General features: G+C 63.6%; 20 protein-coding genes. 11 read left to right on the top strand and 9 right to left on the bottom strand.

What is annotated here, in order from left to right:
* Nucleotides 1-19: 19 nt before the first annotated feature.
* On the top strand, nt 20-1183 hold the full coding sequence (locus FJQ89_RS10435; RefSeq protein ID WP_141170136.1) for a PQQ-dependent sugar dehydrogenase: 1164 nt from the start codon (nt 20-22) through the stop codon (nt 1181-1183).
* Nucleotides 1184-1240: 57 nt separating this feature from the next.
* The gene (locus FJQ89_RS10430; protein WP_168208437.1) at nt 1241-1543 is read left to right on the top strand and encodes a hypothetical protein; all 303 of its coding nucleotides are present in this window, start codon (nt 1241-1243) and stop codon (nt 1541-1543) included.
* A 13-nt stretch (nt 1544-1556) separates the two neighbouring features.
* Here FJQ89_RS10430 and FJQ89_RS10425 read toward each other — a convergent pair whose 3' ends face one another.
* On the bottom strand, nt 1557-2774 hold the full coding sequence (locus tag FJQ89_RS10425; RefSeq protein ID WP_141170134.1) for an MFS transporter: 1218 nt from the start codon (nt 2772-2774) through the stop codon (nt 1557-1559).
* 92 nt (nt 2775-2866) lie between these two features.
* Here FJQ89_RS10425 and FJQ89_RS10420 point away from each other — a divergent pair, with 92 nt between their 5' ends.
* Entirely contained in the window at nt 2867-3487 is a 621-nt protein-coding gene (locus tag FJQ89_RS10420; protein ID WP_071076374.1) for a TetR/AcrR family transcriptional regulator, read from the top strand.
* On the opposite strand, the gene FJQ89_RS10415 is transcribed toward FJQ89_RS10420, so the two are convergent.
* Nucleotides 3488-3826: an MmcQ/YjbR family DNA-binding protein gene (locus FJQ89_RS10415; RefSeq protein ID WP_096236640.1), complete on the bottom strand. Its 339-nt coding sequence runs from the start codon at nt 3824-3826 to the stop codon at nt 3488-3490.
* A gap of 461 nt (nt 3827-4287) precedes the next feature.
* Between FJQ89_RS10415 and FJQ89_RS10410 the strand changes: the two genes are divergently transcribed.
* Nucleotides 4288-4944, top strand: a complete 657-nt coding sequence (locus FJQ89_RS10410) for a CCXG family PEP-CTERM protein (RefSeq protein WP_141170133.1) — start codon at nt 4288-4290, stop codon at nt 4942-4944.
* 97 nt (nt 4945-5041) lie between these two features.
* On the opposite strand, the gene FJQ89_RS10405 is transcribed toward FJQ89_RS10410, so the two are convergent.
* From FJQ89_RS10405 to FJQ89_RS10390, 4 genes are all read right to left on the bottom strand, one after another.
* Entirely contained in the window at nt 5042-6022 is a 981-nt protein-coding gene (locus FJQ89_RS10405) for an FHA domain-containing protein (protein WP_141170132.1), read from the bottom strand.
* Nucleotides 6019-7422 (bottom strand): S1 family peptidase, encoded by a 1404-nt coding sequence (locus FJQ89_RS10400; RefSeq protein WP_141170131.1) that lies wholly within the window; start codon nt 7420-7422, stop codon nt 6019-6021. The genes FJQ89_RS10405 and FJQ89_RS10400 overlap by 4 nt, the downstream gene beginning before the upstream one ends.
* 76 nt (nt 7423-7498) lie before the next feature.
* The gene (gene ribA, locus FJQ89_RS10395) at nt 7499-8152 is read right to left on the bottom strand and encodes a GTP cyclohydrolase II (RefSeq protein WP_141170130.1); all 654 of its coding nucleotides are present in this window, start codon (nt 8150-8152) and stop codon (nt 7499-7501) included.
* Nucleotides 8153-8388: 236 nt separating this feature from the next.
* A complete protein-coding gene (locus FJQ89_RS10390) occupies nt 8389-9090 on the bottom strand; it encodes a pirin family protein (RefSeq protein ID WP_141170129.1) in 702 nt (233 codons plus the stop codon).
* Between the two features lie 166 nt (nt 9091-9256).
* Here FJQ89_RS10390 and FJQ89_RS10385 point away from each other — a divergent pair, with 166 nt between their 5' ends.
* Nucleotides 9257-10183, top strand: a complete 927-nt coding sequence (locus FJQ89_RS10385) for a LysR family transcriptional regulator (RefSeq protein ID WP_099763046.1) — start codon at nt 9257-9259, stop codon at nt 10181-10183.
* Between the two features lie 165 nt (nt 10184-10348).
* Nucleotides 10349-12508, top strand: a complete 2160-nt coding sequence (locus tag FJQ89_RS10380; protein WP_141170128.1) for a putative bifunctional diguanylate cyclase/phosphodiesterase — start codon at nt 10349-10351, stop codon at nt 12506-12508.
* Here the strand turns inward: FJQ89_RS10380 and FJQ89_RS10375 are convergent.
* Nucleotides 12505-13431, bottom strand: a complete 927-nt coding sequence (locus tag FJQ89_RS10375) for a LysR family transcriptional regulator (protein ID WP_243136506.1) — start codon at nt 13429-13431, stop codon at nt 12505-12507. The genes FJQ89_RS10380 and FJQ89_RS10375 overlap by 4 nt on opposite strands.
* Nucleotides 13432-13516: 85 nt before the next feature.
* On the opposite strand from FJQ89_RS10375, the gene FJQ89_RS10370 reads away from it, so the two are divergent.
* A complete protein-coding gene (locus tag FJQ89_RS10370) occupies nt 13517-14740 on the top strand; it encodes an MFS transporter (protein ID WP_205704596.1) in 1224 nt (407 codons plus the stop codon).
* 9 nt (nt 14741-14749) lie between these two features.
* Here FJQ89_RS10370 and FJQ89_RS10365 read toward each other — a convergent pair whose 3' ends face one another.
* Nucleotides 14750-15637, bottom strand: coding sequence for an EamA family transporter (locus FJQ89_RS10365; protein WP_141170127.1), 888 nt, complete (start codon nt 15635-15637; stop codon nt 14750-14752).
* Nucleotides 15638-15714: 77 nt separating this feature from the next.
* On the opposite strand from FJQ89_RS10365, the gene FJQ89_RS10360 reads away from it, so the two are divergent.
* The 3 genes from FJQ89_RS10360 to FJQ89_RS10350 all read left to right on the top strand — a co-directional run bounded on the left by FJQ89_RS10360 (nt 15715) and on the right by FJQ89_RS10350 (nt 17533).
* Nucleotides 15715-16203 carry an Lrp/AsnC family transcriptional regulator gene (locus tag FJQ89_RS10360; protein WP_141170126.1) on the top strand — a complete coding sequence of 163 codons (489 nt, stop codon included), beginning with the start codon at nt 15715-15717 and terminating at the stop codon, nt 16201-16203.
* Between the two features lie 4 nt (nt 16204-16207).
* Nucleotides 16208-17029 (top strand): APH(3') family aminoglycoside O-phosphotransferase, encoded by an 822-nt coding sequence (locus tag FJQ89_RS10355; protein WP_141170125.1) that lies wholly within the window; start codon nt 16208-16210, stop codon nt 17027-17029.
* A gap of 120 nt (nt 17030-17149) precedes the next feature.
* Entirely contained in the window at nt 17150-17533 is a 384-nt protein-coding gene (locus tag FJQ89_RS10350; protein WP_071076390.1) for a glutaredoxin, read from the top strand.
* Between the two features lie 17 nt (nt 17534-17550).
* Here FJQ89_RS10350 and FJQ89_RS10345 read toward each other — a convergent pair whose 3' ends face one another.
* Complete coding sequence (locus FJQ89_RS10345) at nt 17551-17787, bottom strand: DUF3820 family protein (protein ID WP_071076391.1); 237 nt, start codon at nt 17785-17787, stop codon at nt 17551-17553.
* 144 nt (nt 17788-17931) lie between these two features.
* On the opposite strand from FJQ89_RS10345, the gene FJQ89_RS10340 reads away from it, so the two are divergent.
* A complete protein-coding gene (locus FJQ89_RS10340) occupies nt 17932-19143 on the top strand; it encodes an MFS transporter (RefSeq protein WP_141170124.1) in 1212 nt (403 codons plus the stop codon).
* Nucleotides 19144-19234 lie beyond the last annotated feature (91 nt).

Below are 19234 nucleotides of genomic sequence, written 5' to 3'. Positions count from 1 at the left end.
TCCACCGACAGGAGAGAGCATGTTCCAGTTACGCCGCATCAGCATCTTGCTTGCATGGGCATTGACGGCCGCGCCATCGGCCTGGGCCGAACTGCAAGCCACGGGCGAGCCGCCCGCCGCCAAGCAGGGCTGGAAGGCCGAGACCGTCGCGCAGGGCGTGCGCCAGCCGTGGGGCATCGCCTGGCTGGGCGAGGGCCGCGCGCTGGTTACCAGCAAGCAGGGTACCTTGCATTTGCTGAATGGCAAGAGCTTCGAGGACGTGGCGCTGGAAGGCATGCCCAAAGTCTTCACGGGCGGGCAGGGCGGCCTGCTCGATATCGTGCTGCATCCGCAGGATGCCAACAAGCCGAACCCGCGCGTGTACATGACGGTATCGACGGGCACGAATGACGCGAACCGCACGACCCTGGTGCGCGGCGTGTTCGACGGCAAGAAGGTGACGGGCATCCAGACCCTGTTCAAGGTCGCCACCGACAAGAGCGGCGGCCAGCATTTCGGTTCTCGCCTGCTGTGGCTGCCGGATGGCACTTTGCTGATGAGCGTGGCCGACGGCGGCAATCCGCCGCTGCGCATCGGCGACCGCCTGGCGCGCGAGCAGGCGCAAAACCTGGCCACGCACCAGGGTTCCATCCTGCGCCTGACGGAAGAGGGCAAACCGGCGCCCGGCAATCCGCTGGCGGCCAAGGGCGCCTTGCCGGAAATCTGGTCATATGGCCACCGCAACGTGCAGGGCCTTGCGCTCGATCCTGTTTCGGGTCGCGTGTGGGCCACGGAACACGGTCCCTACGGAGGCGACGAGCTGAACCTGGTGGTGGCGGGCGGCAATTATGGCTGGCCCCTGCAAAGCTATGGCGCCGACTACAAGACGCACGAACCCATCGGCAAGCACGAAGTGGCCGGCATGCTCAATCCAAGCGTGGCCTGGGTGCCATCACCGGCGCCGTCGGGCCTGGCCGTCTACACGGGCGACAAGATTGCCGCCTGGCGCGGCAGCATCTTCAGCGGCGGCCTGGCGGCCAGGGATATCCGCCGCATCGCCGTCGATGCGAATGGCAAGGTGACGGGGCAGGACCGCCTGGCCATCGGCGCGCGCGTGCGCGACGTGCGCCAGGGCCCGGACGGCTACCTGTACGCGCTGACGGATGAAGACAATGGCCGCCTGCTGCGCATCGTGGCGCAGTAGCACGGCAGGCGCCCACTTCGCTTAAGATGGCGCCTTTACTTCATTCAAGGTGGCGGCATGGCCCGTGATACTTATGCATACCGGCACGTTGCCGTCGAATCGCGCGCGATCAATGGCTGCGTGGAAATCCGTCCCGTGCCGGGCCAGGCCTTTTCGCCCGAGCTGGCCGTGCAATGCTCGCGCCGCCTGGTCGACCTGCAGCGCTATCCGCTGGGCAGCCGCTTTTTACTTTTTGCCAAGCTGACGGACCGCCTGGGCGGCACGCCTTTCCTGTACGCATATCATGGCGACGCGGATGTGCCGATGACGCCGGCCGACGTGACGAAATTCCTCGGCGAATTTCGCCGCGGGCGCATCTGAACCGACTTCCTTGCTAGCCTTGGCAAGCCGCACCGGCATCCGCCTTGACGCTGGCCTGCGGCTTGCCGAAGAGTGCGATCGTCAGCGCGCAGCCGAGGGCGAATACGCCGCCCAGCACCATTGCGCTGGACACGCCCAGCCGGTCCACGGCCATGCCACCGAGCAAGGCGCCGGATGCCAGCGACACTTGCACGATGGCGACAAACAGCGCGCTGCTGCCTTCCATCAAGTGTGGCGCCGCCTTGAACATCCACGTTTGCACGGCGATCGGCATGGCGCCGAAACCGAAGCCCCACACGGCCACCAGCAGCATCGCCGTCACCGAATGGCTGCCGAACGTGGCCAGCGCCAGCGTGGACAGGCCCAGCACGGCGCCCGTCAGCATCAGCGCGGCCCGTTCGTGGCGGCCGGCGGCCCAGCCACCCACCAGGTTGCCGATGAAGCCGGACGCGCCATATACCAGCAGCATGGCGCTGACGGTGCCGGCGGCCAGGTGCGAAATCTGCGTGAGGAAGGGCGCGATATACGTGTAGGCGGCGAATTGGCCCGTGAAGAGCATGGCCGTGGCGATCAGGCCCAGCCTGGCCTTGCGGATGCCGAAGATCATCGGCAACTGGCGCAGGCGGATGGCCTGCGTCGGCGGCAGCTTGGGCAACAGCAACAGCTGGCCGAGGAAGACCAGCGCGGCAATGGCGCTGGCCGCGCCGAAAGCAACCCTCCATCCGACCAGTTCGCCCACCAGCGCACCGGCTGGCACGCCCGCCACCGTGCCCAGCGAGACACCGGCAAAGATGATGGACATGGCGCGCGACGCATGTTGCGGCGCCACCAGGCGCGGACCGATGGCGCTGCCGATGGCCCAGAAGCCGCCCACACCGACGCCCAGCATGGCGCGGCCCAGCAGTATCGCCGCATACGAGGGGGCCAGCGCCACCAGCAGGTTCGAAACGACCAGCAGGGCGGTGAGGGCCAGCAGCACGATGCGGCGGTCCAGGCTGCCCGAGCCGACGGTGACGAAGATGGCGGCAAATGCGGCAACGATGCCGGGCGTGGTGATCATCAGTCCCGCCTGGCCCTTGCTGATGGCCAGTTCGGCGGCCATGGCCGGCAGCAGCCCGACGGGCAGGAATTCGGAGGTGACGAGGGCGAAGGCGCCGATGCCGACCGATAAGACGGCCAGCCAGGGCGCCAAGGTGGTATCGTCGCCAGTAGCGTTGGAAAGTGCTTGCATATGAGGTTCCTGAAAAGCCGAGAGGTTTTTAACCGGTCGGTATATAATCAGGGCAGGCAGACAGTGTTGTCAATAATTTTTTACCGAACGGTATGAAACAAGATAAAAAAGAGCCAGCGGTCAAGGCGAAAACAGGCCGGCCACGCACCTTCGACGCGGATGAAGCGCTCGATTGCGCCATGAAAGTGTTCTGGGAAAAAGGCTATGAAGGCAGTTCCCTGCCGGAATTGACGAAAGCCATGGGCATGAACCGGCCCAGCCTGTATGCCGTCTTCGGCAACAAGGAGCAGCTGTTCCACAAGGCGCTTGAACGCTACAGCGACACGCGCATGCAGTTTTTCGATGCGGCGCTGGAACAGCCGACGGCGCGCCAGGTGGTGGAAGCCCTGCTGACGCAGTATGTCGATGCGCAAACCATGCCGGACGGCCCGCACGGCTGCATGGGCGTCAATGCAGCGCTCGCCTGCAGCGACGATGCCTTGCCGATCCGCGATGAATTGTTTGCGCGCCGGCTGCGCGGTGAAATCAAATTGCGCGACCGCTTGCGGCGCGCCAGGGAGGAGGGCGATTTGCCGCCCGATTCCTGTCCCGAGCAGCAGGCGCGCTTTGTCGTGACCTTGTCGCAGGGCATGGCCATTCAGGCGGCGGCGGGCGTATCGCGCGAGCAACTGCAGCAGATGGTGGGCTTGCTGCTGCGCAATTGGCCGATGTAACTACCCGGTCGGGGCGATGGTCTTGGCCAGGTCACTGGGCGCCTTGCGCCGCCAGGCGGCCGTCAGGGCGGCGGCCAGCATGTCCAGCTCGGCATCGGCCAGGCGCACCGTGATGCCGGCCAGGCGTTCGCCCCACCACAGCTTTTGACAGCCGGACGGCGTGATGACGGTGGCGATATGCGCCGCTTCCGCATCGAGCAGCACGTTGATGTGCTCGTCGTCGGGCAGGGTGGCAAAGATCTTCCCGCCCACGCGGAAGGCTGGACGGTCGTGGTGTTCTTCCTCGGTGGTGTCGGGAAACGACAGTGCCAGATAGCGTAGTTCTTCCAGGTCGACCATTTCCTCTTTCCCCCTCATCGGACAGATAGCTGCATGTATGCATTTTGCCATGCTGTTTCGCCCCGTGGTGCAGCGGCATGTGAAAAGAAATGCGCAAGATGCGACAGTGGCGGCGCCATCTGTGGCGTGGTCGCGACAATCGGAGCAGGGGATGATGCTTGTTATAATAGAATCTTTAGTGGTTAAAAGAAAAATACTTTTCTTAAAAGAAAATTAGGATAAAATAGCTTTATCGTCTTGCCCGACCCGTCAACCGTCTGAACCTGTCCCGGAAACCCGACCCCTTTCCTGGACGCTTGCAGCGCAGTGCAATTGCGTAGCAAGTCCGCGATCTTGCGCGGTAGTTCCAGCCCCCGACCGCTCATCTTTGCAGTCTCTAGCGCTCCCACCGACACGCCTCAGTGCAGCGTGTATTGAGTCCAAGCACCCGCATGCCTACTGAATAACTACTGGATATAATCATGAAAAATTTGCCTAAAATCGCCCTGTCCCTGATCGCTGTCGGTGTGTTTGCCCACGCGAACGCCAGCACCATCACCGTGTCCACCGGTTTCTCGAACGCCGGCGCGCAAGCTTCCGCCGCCGCTTACCAGTCCGTCGTGAATGCCGCCGTGGCCACGCCGGGCGCCGGTTATGGCTCGACGACGATTGCCAGCTACGACAATGTCACGAACAGCGGCCTGTTCGGCAGCGGCTCGAACATCGCCTTCAAGTCGGTGATCAACTTTGGCGTCAGCGCCGCCGATGCGGGCGCCTGGAGCTTCCGCACCGGCGTCGACTTCGGCAAGGGCGGTGCCCTGTTCCTCGACGGCGTGGCGCTGGACTTCAAGAGCAACGACATGTGGTGGTCGGGTAACTACAACAATGGCAGCCAGTTCCTCAGCGGTTCGAACTCCCTGTCGGCCGGCAACCATACCCTGAGCATCTTCGGCCTGGAAGGCTGCTGCGATGGTGGTCAGCAAGCGCAGTTCAAGGCGGGCAACAACAATTTCGTCAGCTTCGGCGCGAATGACGGCTTGATCTCGGCCGTCCCTGAGCCAACCACCTACGCCATGCTGCTGATCGGCCTGGGCTTGCTGGGCTTTACGGCACGCCGCAAGCAGGAAGCCAAGTTCTAAGCAGGTTTCAAGCAGCGATACTTTGGGCGCCACGCGGCGCCCGTTAAAAAGCCCGCCGGTCTGTCAGGACACGGCGGGCTTTTTTGCATGTGCGTTGTCAGTCGCCGCTGTCGTCGTCTTCGTCGGCGCCCTTGGCCGCCTTGCCCCGCTCGGCGTCGACGGCGCGCTGCAAGCCGGCCGCATCGCGGAAGAAAGCCTCCGTCGTGTGATTCGGGCTCAGACGCAGGGCCGGCGGGTAGATCGCCGACATGTAGGCCTCGTCGGCCAGGCGGCCGCTGATTTGCAGGTTGCTCAGCAAAATCAGGGTCGAGCCAAGGATGGCCAGCACGACGGCAACGAGGCCGAAGCGGCGCGGATGCTGCGGTTTGATCGTGCGCAAATGGTAGTAGATCATGGCGCAGACGATGACGATGAACATATGCCGGCCATAGCGCGTCAGCACTTCCAGCGACAGTGCATACGCCGCCACATTGCTGCCCAGTTCCCATACTTCCATGGCCAGCAAGCCGCAGCCGATGATGAACAGGTGGCGGCCGAAGCGCGCCACATGGCCGAACAGGCGGTTCGCCACGGCCCAGATCGACGCCCACACGAGGCCGCCGGCCAGTGCGTAGGCGATGATCATCAGGTAGGAAATCGGCTCGAAGGCGTCCGCATCACTGAGCCAGTTGCTGAAAGCGGCCGAGGCGCCGATCATGGCCAGGCCGGCGACGGCGGGGCGCAAGCCTTCCCAGTCGTGCCTGGTGGTATCGCTCAATTCGGGTGCAACAGGGTGGTCGCTGGCGCGCACGCGCAGGCGCGTGTGGCCCAGGCGCACGATGCTGTTGCCGCTCAGGGCCACTTGCAGTTGCCGTTGGCCCCGGTGGATCACGCCATTCTGGCTGCCCAGGTCGCGCAGCAGCAGCCCGCCTGCGCCATCGTCTTCGACAATGGCGTGCTTGGCCGCCGTGTGCGCGTCGTCGAGGATGAAGTCGTTGTCGTAGCCGCGGCCTATGCGGATCGGCAAGGTGGCTATGCGCTGGCGCTGCTGTACTTCGCCATTCTCGGTGAGGATTTCGATGAAATACGGTGCTGTCATGGCTTGCGCGTCCCGGTGGTCGATGGTGCGCGCGACAGCGCGTCGAGGAAGGTGCGCGTGACGCGCATGCCGTTGGCGTAGGACACGCCGCGCGCGTCGATGCGGCTTTGCAAGCTCATCAGTGGCTCATCGGTGCTGGCGGCCAGCAGGGCAAAGTCGTACAGGCCGGTAAACTTGCGGTAGGCGCGCACGCACAGCACGGCGCGCAAGGGCAGGGTGGCATTCTTGACGAACTGTTCGGTGCAATGGGGGCCAGTCAGGTGCGCGCTTTTGTAGCTGCCGAAACTTTCATTCTTGAACGAGGCGCTGGCCAGTTCGGAAAAGCGCAGCGCGCCCAGTTCGCTGCTGCGCAGGAATTCGTGGCGCATCGACACTTGCCCCGTCTGCAGGGCGCCGGAAATGAAGATGGCCGATTCCATGGCGCAGCTGGTGTTGTCGAGCATGTAGGGCTTGTCGGACTTGACGTTGGAGCGGCCCCAGCAGCGCATCTGGTCGGACTCGCGCACGGGCACGCGGTACGGGCCCATGGCTTTCAGGCTCAGGGGCGTGTCGAGCAGGCGCGCCAGCATCACTTCCTGGTGCGCCAGCAGCTGCGCCGTCACCAGCGGCTTGAAGTCTTTTGGCGCCTTGCCTTGCTGCGCCACCTTGGCCAGCAATTGCTGGGCATAGCGGGCCGGCACGAGAAAACTCACGAGCTCGCCATCGAGGCGTTTCGAGACGTTCACACCGGCGACGTCGCCATTCGCCGTGACGCTGGGGCCGCCGCTCATGCCGGCATTGATCGGTCCCGTAAACATCAGCTGGTCGTAGAAGCTGCGGGTGACGACGCCGTTGTACGAGCCTTCCGAGATGGCGAAGCCCAGGTCCAGCGGATTGCCCATCGAATACAGGTACTGGCCCTGAGTCAGGGGCGCCAGCGGTTCGGGCATCTTGAAAAAGCCCGTGCCATGGCGGTTCACGCGCAGCACGGCCAGGTCGTGCAGCACATCGACGGCCAGCAATTCCACATTGCCGCGCTGGCCGCTGGTATCGACCCATTCGCCCACGTAGGTATCGGGGTCGAGCGCGAATTGCGACACGACGTGATAGTTGCTTACCACCAGGTCGCCCGTGCCGATCAAAAAGCCCGAACCCACCGACGATTGCGTGCGGCCGTTTTTCAGCAGCACGCGCACTTGCAGGATGTCGGCGCGCGCGGCCGTGTACAGTTTTTGCGCGGCGGACGAGGGCGGCGGCAAGGCTGCATGTTCGGTGGCAGCGGGTGCGGCGGTGGCCGGTGGCGGTTTGGCGGGGGGAGTCGCAGCGGTGGGGGCCGCAGCTGGCGGAGGCGTCGGGGCCGCGTGTGCGCCTGCGGCAGCGCACAGGCTGGCCAGCAAGAAGGCGAAGTTAGATAATTTCATGCATCCTTTGTGCGTGAGCCGGAGCGAGGCCGGCCCGGCGCCCAAGTGACGCGCCATTCCGCGCCAGCCCCGACAATTACAGGGCGCCGTCTTCCAGCGCCGGTGCCGTTTCCGGCGTCATCATGTGACCGAGCTTGCTTTGCTTGGTATTCAGGTAGTGCTGGTTGAAGGCGTTGCGGTTGACCAGCAGCGGCACCCGTTCGGCCACCGTGATGCCCAGCGCTTCCATGGCGGCGATCTTGCGCGGGTTGTTCGTCATCAAACGCAGGCTGTTGATGCCGAATTGCGCAAACATGGGTTTGCACAAGGTGTAGTTGCGCGCGTCGGCCTTGAAGCCCAGCTGTTCATTCGCCTGCACCGTGTCGGCGCCTGCCTCTTGCAGGCGGTAGGCGCGGATCTTGTTGATCAGGCCAATGCCGCGCCCTTCCTGGCGCAGATACAGCAAAATGCCGCGGCCTTCCTCTGCGATGCGCTTCAAGGCGCCTTCGAGCTGGGCGCCGCAATCGCAGCGCTGGGAAAACAGCACGTCGCCCGTCAGGCACTCGGAATGCACGCGCGCCAGTACCGGTTCGCCGTTGCCGACATCGCCCAGCACCATGGCCAGATGTTCCTTGCCCGTGGCGTGTTCGACAAAGGCGTGCAGGGTGAACTGGGCCCACGGCGTTGGCAGTGCGCAGGAAGTCGTGTAATCCAATTCGCCTGTCGCCAGGAGGTCTGCGCCGCTTTGCATGGTTGTGCTCATATAGGTAATTATCAAAAATAAAAGGCGCGCGACACCACTGCGGTGCCGGCGCGCCTTGCCATCATACCAAAAAGCAGGGGAAACCATTTCCCCTGGCTGAGATTTGAAGGCTGGAATGCCTGGTACTACCCCTCTAATTGCGGCCGGATCCGCCTTTTACAAGACGGCCGCCTTGCCGACGCCGCGTTTCCCCAGCAACAGCATGCGGATTTGGCCAGCTGCCCTTATTGAGGCAGATCGAAGACCAGCACTTCGGCATCTTCTGCCTGCGTCAACGTCACTGCGGCCTCCTGGGTCAATTTCAGCGCATCGCCCGCTTTGAGCGGCGTGCCGTTGACCACCAGGCTGCCGCGGATCAGGTGCACATACGCAATGCGGCCTTCATCCAGCGCATGTGCGGCTTGCTCGCCTTCCTGCAGGATGCTGGCGTAGATGGCCGCATCCTGGTGGATCAGCACGGAACCCTGGCGCCCGTCGGACGAGGCGATCAAACGCAGCTTGCCGCGTTTGCTTTCCGGCGTAAAATGTTTCTCTTCATAGCTGGGTGGAATGCCCGTCACGTTCGGCTGGATCCAGATCTGCAGGAAGTGCAAGCCATCCGTGGCGGAATGATTGAACTCGCTATGGCGCACGCCGCTGCCGGCGCTCATGCGCTGCACATCGCCGTAGTGCAGCACGGAACCGGTACCCATGCTGTCCTTGTGTTCCAGCGCGCCGTCGAGCACATACGAAATGATTTCCATGTCGCGGTGGCCGTGCGTGCCAAAGCCCTGGCCTGGCGTGACGCGGTCTTCGTTGATCACCAGCAAGGGGCCAAAACCCATGTGCAGCGGATCGTGGTAGCTGCCGAAAGAAAAGCTGTGGTGGGAATTGAGCCAGCCGTGGTTGGCGGCGCCGCGTTCTTCGCTGTGACGAATCTGTAACATGGTGGACTCCGTTTCTATCAATGAATGTGCGATAATTTCGAAGGAGCGTTGCCCGGCTGCTGCCTTGCTACCGATGCTGCCCTTCGCTGTACGATGGAGAAAGTATAGGCCGCCTGCTCCAGAAAGAAAAACGGAAAATCTTGCGACCTATGATCGAAAAAATCGAATGTTAAGACTGAGCCTGGAAGCCTTGCAAATCGTCGACGCCATCGACCGTCGCGGATCGTTCTCGTCGGCCGGCAAGGAATTGCATAAAGTGCCGTCCACCATTTCCTATACGGTGGCCAAGCTGGAAGACGACCTGGGCGTGCAAGTGTTCCGGCGCAATGGTCCGAAAGTCATGCTGACGGCGGCCGGCCAGGAGTTGCTGAAAGAGGGCCGCTATTTATTGAAGGCGGCACAGGACCTCGAACACCGCGTCCGCCGGGTGGCGTCCGGCTGGGAAACAGAGTTGTCCATCGGCATCGATTCCATGTTTTCCGCCGTGGCCCTGGCCGACGACGTGCGCGCCTTCTATGAAGTAGCGCAACAGACGCGCTTGCGTCTGTCGCAGGACACCCTGTCGGGCACCTGGGAAGCGTTGCTGGACCGCCGGGTCGACTTGCTGGTGGGTGCGCCCGGCGACGGACCGGCGGGCGGCGGCTATATCGCGCAGCCGATCGGCATGCTCGACTTCGTCTTTGCCGTGGCACCCACGCATCCGCTGGCGCAGGTGGCAGAGCCCCTGTCGCGCGGCCATCTGCAGCAGTACCGGGCCGTGGTGGTGGCTGACTCGGCGCGCCAGATGGCGCCGCGCACCGTGGGGCTGCTGTTGGGGCAAGATGCCTTGAGCGTGCCGAGCATGCAGGTCAAGTTCGACTACCAGGTGCTGGGACTGGGCTTTGGCTTCCTGCCGGGACCGTGTGCGCGTGCCGCCATTGCGCGTGGCCAGCTGGTGGAAAAGGCCGTGGAAGAACCAAAACCGTCGGAAACGTTTTACCTGGCGTGGAGAGTGGGCGAGGATGGCGCTGCGCTGCGCTGGTGGATGGCGCGCATGCGCGAACCGGATGTGTTTGCCCGCCTGGCGCAGCATCTGCCGGGCCATTCGGCGTAGGTCTTAAAATGTTGACATATGCCAACATTTTTAAGTTACCATATTCATAGTATTTCGACCGTCTTTCTGCTCCGACCTGCATGCCCCATAGTGGGATTTTGATGATGACACACACCGCAGCGCCCCTGATATGTTCCCCTGACCTGGCATACGCGCGGGGTTGCCATGCTTGAGGCGAAGGTCACGCTGTGCCTGGGCCTGGCCCAGGACGCCCGTGAACAGGCTGGGGCGCAGCAGGCCGCCACTCTGGCGCGGCTGCAGGAAGAGCTGGAGCGGCTGCGCGGCGTCAGCCGGCCCGTGGTGCGCGTGGCGCTCGCCGACGCCTTGCTGGAAATCGATCCCGATGGCTTCCTGATCGGCTGGAACCATGGCGCCGAACAGATGTTCGGCTATTCCGAACTGGAAGCGCTGGGCCAGCACATCCTGTTTTTGTATCCGGAAGACGATGCGGAAGCGAGCGTGCTGGAACTGCATTTCAAGCAGGGCGACGTGGCCACTGATGTGCGCCGGCGCAAGAAGTCGGGCATGGTAACGTGGCTGCGCATGCACCGCCACGTGATCCACGATCAGGCGGGCAAGGCGTGCGGCATGGCCGTGCGCCTGTCGGCCATGAGCGAACCGCTGTCCGACCTGGACAAGGTGAGGTTGCACGCACGCATCATCGAAGACAGCGAGCAAGCCGTGCTGATCACGGACGCGGAAGAGCGCATCGTCTCCATCAACAGTTCGTTTTCCCGCATCACCGGTTATTCGCCGGCCGAAGCCATCGGCCGCACGCCGGACTTGCTGCGCTCGGGCGTGCACGACCCCGATTTCCGCGCCAAGGTGCGCGCCGCCATGCGCGGACACGGCTCCTGGCGCGGCGAAATCATCGGCAAGCGCAAGAATGGCGAACTGTTCCCGCAAGACGTCACCATCAGCGTCGTGCGCGACGAGTATGGCGAGATCAGCCATGTTTTTTCCCTGTTTTCCGATATCTCGCTGCACAAGGATGCCGAGGCGCGCATGCAGCGCATGGCCAATTACGACAGCCTGACGGGCTTGCCCAACCGCTGCCTGCTGAACCAGCTGGTGGGCCAGGGCCTGGCTGAAGCGAAACGGCAAGGCACGCATGGCGCGCTGATGGTCATCGACATCAGCCGCATCGGTTCCATCAGCGACACGCTCGGCCACGAAGTGGGCGACCAGCTGGTGATCGCCATCGGTCAGCTGTTCCGTGGCGCCTTGCGCGACGCGGACATCCTGGCGCGGGTCGACAACAGCAAGTTCGTCGTGGCGCTGTTGCATATCGAAAAGCGCGAACATGCGGCGAACGTGGCGCAAAAGCTGCTCAACCTGTTGGAAGCGCCCATCAATATCGATGCGCACGCGCTGCACGTGGGCGCCAGCATCGGCATTACCGTGTATCCGGAAGATGGCCTGGAAGCGCCGGCCCTGTTCCGCTTTGCCGACGTGGCCGTGGCCAAGGCGGGGCAGACCATCGAATCGACCTTCCTGTTTTACCGTGAAGACATGAACCGGCGGGCCAAGGAACATTTGCGCCTGGAAAGCGAAATGCGCCTGGCGCTGGGCGACAAGGAGCTGGAATTGCATTACCAGCCGAAAGTGAGCCTGGCCAGCGGGCGGATCGTGGGCGCGGAAGCCTTGCTGCGCTGGAAGCATCCGATGCGCGGCATGGTCTCGCCCGGCCTCTTCATTCCCGTTGCCGAGGAAACCAGTTTGATTCTCGAACTGGGCACCTGGGTGCTGGACGAGGCTTGCCGCCAGATCCGCAACTGGGAAGACCGTGGCCTGCACATGCCGGCCATCGCCGTCAACCTGTCGGCGCGCCAGTTCGACGAACAGTTGCCGGCGCGCATAGCGGCCGTGCTGGAACGCTATGGCGTGCGGCCCGACCAGATCATGCTGGAAATCACGGAAAGCCTGCTGATGCGCGGCGCCGATAAGGTGATCGACATCATGAACCAGCTGGTGGCCATGGGCCTGGCGCTGGCGCTGGACGACTTCGGCACCGGCTATTCCAGCCTGGCGTATTTGAAGAAATTCCCCATCAGTACCCTGAAAATCGACCGCTCGTTTGTCGTCGGCTTGCCGTTCGATGAAAACGATTGCGCCATCGCCCGCGCCATCGTCACCATGGCGCAGCAACTGCGCCAGGAAATCGTCGCCGAAGGGGTGGAAACGGCCGAGCAGATGCGCTTCTTGCGCGAACTCGGTTGCGACCAGCTGCAAGGTTATCTGTTCAGTCCTGCCGTGCCGGCGGCGGAATTCGAAGTGATGCTGGGCGAGGGGCGGCAGCTGCGCCTGGAAGCGGTGGTGATTTAATCGCTACCCAGCTGCACTTTTTCCAGCAGATAGTCGAGCATCACGCGCACCCGGGCCGGCACTTGCAAGCCCGGTCCCACGAAGACAGCGTGCACGAGTTCACGGTCGCCCGGATTGTAGTCCTGCAGCAAGGGTATTAAATGACCTTGCTCGATATCGCGCAGCACATGCTGGCGCGAAAAGCGTCCCAGTCCCATGCCCGCCAGCACCAGCTGGCGCATGCTTTCGCCATCGCTGACGCAGGTATTGCCCTGCGGCGCCACCTGCAAGCTTCCTCCGCTCCCGTCGAGGAAGGGCCAGGTTTCGTTCTGGCAGCGGAAGTTGAAGGCTAATAAATTGTGTTCGGATAATTCGAGCGGCGTGCGTGGCAGGCCATGGCGCGCCACGTACGCCGGCGACGCCACCACGACCATCGCATCTTCGCCCAGTTTGCGCGCCACCAGGTTCGATTCCTTCAGCTTGCCCGTGCGGATGGCGATGTCGGTGCGGTCTTCCAGCAAGTCGACGATGGCGTCGCTGACGACCACGTCGAGCACGATGTCGGGATAGCGCTGGGCGAACTCGGGCAAGATGGGCAGCAGATGGCGCACGCCGAACGGCACGAAACAGTTGATGCGCAAGCGCCCGCGCGGTGCCGCGCCCTGCGCCGCTTCGCGCTCGGCGCCGTCGATATCGTCGAGGATGCGCTTGCACTGCACGAAGAAGGCGTCGCCCTCTGGCGTGGTGTGCAATTGCCGCGTGCTGCGCTGGAGCAAACGGGCGCCGAGCCGTGCTTCCAGCCGGCTGACCAGTTTGCTGACTGCCGACGGCGTCAGGGCCAGGCGGCGCGCGGCGGCGGAAAAGGCGCCCGTTTCCACCACGGCCACAAACACGCCCATCTCGAACGCGCGGTTGATGTCTTGCCTGGCCATTATTGAATCCATTTCACAGGTGTTTCCATTATTAGAGTCTATATCAAAAGCGTGTGCATCGATACACTGGCTGGCTTGAACCATTGTTGGAGCCATCATGACCACCGCAAGCCCTGTTTTCCCTCCAGCCCGCAGCATGCCGCCAGGCGTGCTGGCGCTGGCCGTCGGCGCCTTTGCCATCGGCGTCACCGAATTCATCGTCGTCGGCATCCTGCCGAGCATCGCGAAAGACCTGCATATTTCCATCGAATCGGCCGGCTCGCTGGTCAGCTTGTATGCGCTGGCGCTGGCCATCGGCACGCCGCTGCTGGTGCTACTGATGTCGCGCCTGCCGCGCAAGGCGGCCTTGCTGGGACTGATGAGCGTGTTCCTGGCCGGCAACCTGCTGGCCGCCTTCTCGCATACGTTTGAACTGTTGCTGGTGGGGCGGGTCATCACGGCTGTGGCGCACGGCACCTTCTTTGCCATCGGCGCCACCGTGGCCGCCAGTCTGGTGACGAAGGCGCAGGCGGGCAGGGCGATTTCCGTGATGTTTGCGGGCTTGACCCTGGCCATGGTGATCGGCGTGCCGTTCGGCAGTTTCCTCGGCAACTTGATGGGCTGGCGCTTGCCCTTTTTTGCCGTCGTCGTGCTGGCCGCCGTGGGTCTGGGCGCCATGGCGCGCTGGCTGCCGGCCGGTTTGCAGCAGGGCAAGGGCGGCAAGGCCATGACGCAGCTGGCGGCCTTGGGCTGCGGCCCCATTTTGACGATGATGGCCGTGACGACGTTCGGCTTTGGCAGCAGCTTTGCCGCCTTCACTTTTATTACGCCCATCCTGACGGATGTGACGGGCTTTTCCGCCACCATGGCCAGCGCCTTGCTGATCGTGTTCGGCATCGCCACCTTTGCCGGCAACCTGGCGGGCGGCTACCTGACCAGCCACCTGGGCTGGCAAAAAGCCTTGCGATTGATGCTGCTGTTGCTGGCCGTCACGCAAGTGGGTGTGGCCCTGAGCATCAGCTCGCCATGGATGATGACAGTGATGTTGTTCGTCTGGGGTGTGTTCGCCTTCGGCCTGTCGCCCGCCCTGCAAGCCGGCATGCTGGCCACGGCCGAGCGCTACACGCCGCAAGCCGTCGATTTCGCCTCGGGCCTGAATATTTCTGCGTTTAATCTGGGTATTTCCTTCGGCTCCATGCTGGGTGCGCTGATGGTCTCGCACCAGTTGATGGCGTCGTCGCCGTGGGCGGGCGTGGCTGCCGCATTACTCGCCTTGCTGCCGCTGGCGTGGCTGGCGCGCAAGAACCTGGCCGCCCATGTGGCGGGTGCGGCCGTGCATTAAGGGTACAGTTCAGGTATGCACGGCGGCGGCGGGCGCCCGTTTCTGGCGCTGCGCCATGTACGAGCTGCCCATCGACGCGGCCATGATCATGGCGATGGCCAGCCACTGCCCGGCACCCAGGCGCTCGTCAAGCAGGATGTACGCCAGCATGGCGGCCACGGCCGGTTCCATGCTGCTCATGATGCCGAACGCTTGCGGCGTCAGCCGCTTCAGGGCCACCATTTCCAGCGAGATCGGTATCGCGCTGGAAATGAGCGCCACGCCCAGGCCCACGCTCAGCACGACGGGCGAGAGCAGGGCGGCGCCGCTATGCATCACTCCCACGGGCACCACCACCAGCGCGGCCATCGCCAGGCCCAGCGATACCGAATGGCCTGCATGCAAATGGCTGGCGCGCTTGCCGAAGAGGATATAGCTGGCCCAGCAGACTGCGGCGCCCAGGGCGAACAGCACGCCCGTGGGATCGAGATTGCTGACGTCGTGGCCGAGCGGCAACAGCAGCGCCAGTCCCGCCACGGCCAGGGCCACCCAGACGAAATCGAGCGGCCGGCGCGAGGCCAGCAGGGCCACGGCCAGCGGGCCGGAAAACTCGATCGCCACGGCGATGCCGAACGGAATCGTGCGCAGCGCCATATAAAAACACAGGTTCGTCAGCCCCAGCGCCGCGCCGTACAGCGCCACCGTGCGCAGGTCGGCGCGGCTCAGCTGCCAGCGCCAGGGGCGCCAGAACAGCAACAGCAGCAGGGCGGAAAAGCCCACGCGCACGGCCGTCGTGCCCTGCGCGCCGACCAGCGGGAACAGGCTGTGCTTGGCCCACGAGGTGCCCAGTCCCAGGCAGGTGACGGAGCCGAGGATGGCGAGCAGGGGAATCAGCGAGGAATAGCGGCGTAATGGCATGGTGATAAAAGGCTTGATATCGGAATAGCGAAAGTTTATTGTGTCTGCTCTGATATTTGCACTGCATTTTGACCCTCATGACGCAACTTTCGCTCGCGCCCTCCCTCGCCCTCGACGACTTCGACCTGGCGATCCTCGACATTTTGCAGCGCGATAACACGACCTCGCAGCGCGAAATCGCCCAGGCCGTGCATTTGTCCGCGCCCGCCGTGCAGCGGCGCATCCGCCGCCTGCGCGAAAGCGGCGTGATCCGTCAGGAAGTGGCCGTGCTCGACGCCAGTCGCCTGGGCCGCCCCTTGATACTCACGGTGGAAGTGCATCTGCACGACGAGCACCCGCAGCGCACGGCCGGCCTGCGCGCGCGCATCATGGCCGAGCCTGCCATTCAGCAGTGCTACGGCATCACGGGCGAGGCCGACTACCTGCTGGTCATTACCGCCAGCAGCATGGCCGAATACGAGGCGCTGACGGAACGTTTGTTCGGCGGCGACGACAATATCCGGCGCTACCGCACCTCGGTGGCCTTGACTTGCCTCAAGATGGGCTTGCACGTGCCTCTGGGATAGAGCGATGAGCACCTCCGACACGATGCAATCCTCTGTGACGGCCGCCATGCCCGCCAGCCTGCGCGCCGCCGTGGCTGCTTATCAATGGACGCGCGACAGCGTCGGTGAGTCGGACGCTGCCGTCTACCGGCTGCGGGGCAAGGGTGGTGCGCCGGACCTGTACCTGAAGCACGGCAGGGGTAGCGCCGCCGCCGACCTCGCCGATGAACTGGCGCGGCTGCGCTGGCTGGCGCCCTATCTGCCCGTGCCGGCCGTGGTGCAGTTCGCCCGCGTGGCAGACCCGGAGCAGGCATGGCTGCTGCTGATGGCCTTGCCAGGCACAACGGCATCCGCAGTGCTGGAAGCGCACCCCGCGCTGGGTCGCGTCGTGGTCGACGCGCTGGCGGCCTTCCTGCGCCGCCTGCATGCGCTGCCCGTGAGCGACTGTCCGTTCGACGCCGGCCATGCCGTTCGGCTGGCCCAGGCGCGCCAGCGCATCGATGCGGGCCTGGTCGATGCCGACGATTTCGATGCCGGGCGCCAGGGCTGGACGGCGGAACAGGTGTGGACGGCGCTGCAAGGCAATCTGCCCCGCGTGCCCGACCTCGTTGTCACGCATGGCGACTTCTCGCTGGAAAATATCGTGATGCAGGAAGGCGCCGCCGTCGCTTGCATCGACGTGGGACGGGCGGGCGTCGCCGACCGTTACCAGGACCTGGCCATCGCATGGCGTGCTCTCGGTGAGTTGGACGCCGCGCTAGCGCAAAGGTTGTTGCAGCAATATGGGATTGCTGATGCCGATCAAGGCAAGCTGCAATGGCACTTGCTGCTCGACGAGCTGTTTTGAATGTTCGCAGTCATCGCGGCGTCGCGCGCCCGTGTCGCCCACGCCGACCTGTGCGCGTGGCACAAGTGCGTGTCACAATGCGTGACCCGCACGCCACGTGCCACTCATCCCAGGACTTTCATGACCCGCGCCATCCTCGACGAAGCCCAGATCCATCCCGCCGCCCGCCCTTTGATCGGCAGCAAGCACCAGGACATCGTGCGTGAAGTGCAGGCCGCCATCGCCGCACACCAGGTGGTGGTGGTCGGCATGGCGCTCAATCCGTTTCCGCGCAAGGCGCGCAAAATCCTCGACGTGCTGGGCACGCCCTACCAGTACCTGCAATACGGCAGTTATCTGAACCAGTGGCATCGCCGCAATGCCTTGAAAATGTGGACGGGCTGGCCCACGTTCCCCATGGTCTTTGTCAATGGCGTGCTCATCGGTGGCGCCAGCGAACTGCAAACGCTGGTGGGGAATGGCGAGTTCAGCGCCATGCTGGCGAAGAAGGTGCGCCAGTTTTAAGACCCGCCTTACTTCTCTTATTCGCCCGGCCGCCACGGCGACTTGCGCGTGCGCAAGGGGTCGAGCAAGCCGCGCAAATCATTGTGGTCGAGCTCGTACATCAGCGCAATTAAACTGCCCAGTTCGCCCGAGGGGAAACCCTCGCGCGCGAACCAGCCCAGGTAGTGTCCCGGCAAGTCGGCCAGCAAGCGTCCCTGATATTTCCCATACGGCATTTCGCGCGTGACCAGCAGCGCCAGTTTTTCTGAATTCATGGTGGTGACCCCGTGTTGATGCGGCCAGTGTAGCAGACCATTATATTCTTGATTTGAGCGCAACTATCTTCTGCCCGATGAGGTATTTTTAGAAACAAAGAAAACCCCGATACTGCATGCCACCATTATTTATCGGAGTTTGTCATGCCCATTGCCTTGCTCGCGCTGACCCTCAGCGCTTTTGCCATCGGAACCACCGAGTTTGTCATTGTCGGGCTGTTGCCCACCATCGCCGCCGACCTCGGCGTCAACCTGCCGTCGGCCGGCTTGCTGGTCAGCCTGTATGCGCTGGGCGTCGCCGTCGGGGCACCCGTGCTGACCGCCCTGACGGGCAAGATCCCGCGCAAAACCTTGTTATTGTCGCTGATGGTCCTGTTCACCTTGGGCAATTTGCTGGCCTGGAAATCGCCCGGCTACGAAACCCTCGTCATCGCCCGCATCCTGACGGGGCTGGCGCATGGCGTATTCTTTTCCATCGGCTCGACCATCGCCACCTCGCTGGTGACTAAGGACAAGGCGGCCAGCGCGATCGCCATCATGTTTACGGGCTTGACCGTGGCCCTGGTGACGGGTGTGCCGCTGGGCACCTTCATCGGCCAGCATGTCGGCTGGCGCGAAACCTTCCTCGCCGTCTCGGCGCTGGGTCTGGTCGCCTTTGTCGGCAGCCTGCTGTACGTGCCATCGACGATCGCCCACAGCAAGCCCGCATCACTGTTGCAGCAAGTGCAGGTGCTGGGCCAGCCGCGCCTGCTGCTGGTATACGCCATGACGGCCGTCGGCTATGGCGGCTCCTTCATCGCCTTTACCTACCTGGCGCCGATCCTGCAGCAAGTATCGGGTTTCAGCGCCGGCGCCGTGGGCGCGGTGATGCTGGTGTATGGCGTGTCCGTGGCCTTCGGCAATATCTGGGGCGGCAAGCTGGCCGACAAGCAGGGCCCGGTGCGTGCTCTGAAGCAGATCTTCTTGCTGCTGGCGTTGGTGTTGCTGCTGTTGACCTTTACGGCGCCGCATCCCGTGCTGGTCGTCATCACCGTGCTGCTGTGGGGCGCAGTGGCCTTCGGTAATGTCGCTGGTTTGCAAGTGTATGTGGTGCAGCAAGCGGAGCACTTCACGCCCCGCGCCGTGGACGTGGCCTCGGGCTTGAATATCGCCGCTTTTAATCTTGGCATCGCCGGTGGCGCCTGGGGCGGCGGCCTGATCGTCGAACACCTGGGCCTGGTGCATACGGGCTGGATCGGCGCCCTGGTCGTGCTCGGTGCATTCGGCTTGACGGCCCTGAGCGGCCGCCTGGATCGCCTGAACCCGATTCCCGTGCGAGCTGGCGGCGAAAAGTCGATGCGTGCGGCGGGCCATTGACACCTCGCTTGCCCTTGCTTCACGGTGCAGTTTGCCTGTAATCAAGCTGAAATATTTGTCGTTTATGCTCCGGCCTCGTAATCAAGCTGGT

It is taken from the genome of Janthinobacterium tructae (assembly GCF_006517255.1).
Lineage (GTDB): Bacteria > Pseudomonadota > Gammaproteobacteria > Burkholderiales > Burkholderiaceae_D > Janthinobacterium > Janthinobacterium tructae.
The sequence above is the reverse complement of the archived record's forward strand: the minus strand, read 5'-3'. Positions and strand labels throughout refer to the sequence as shown.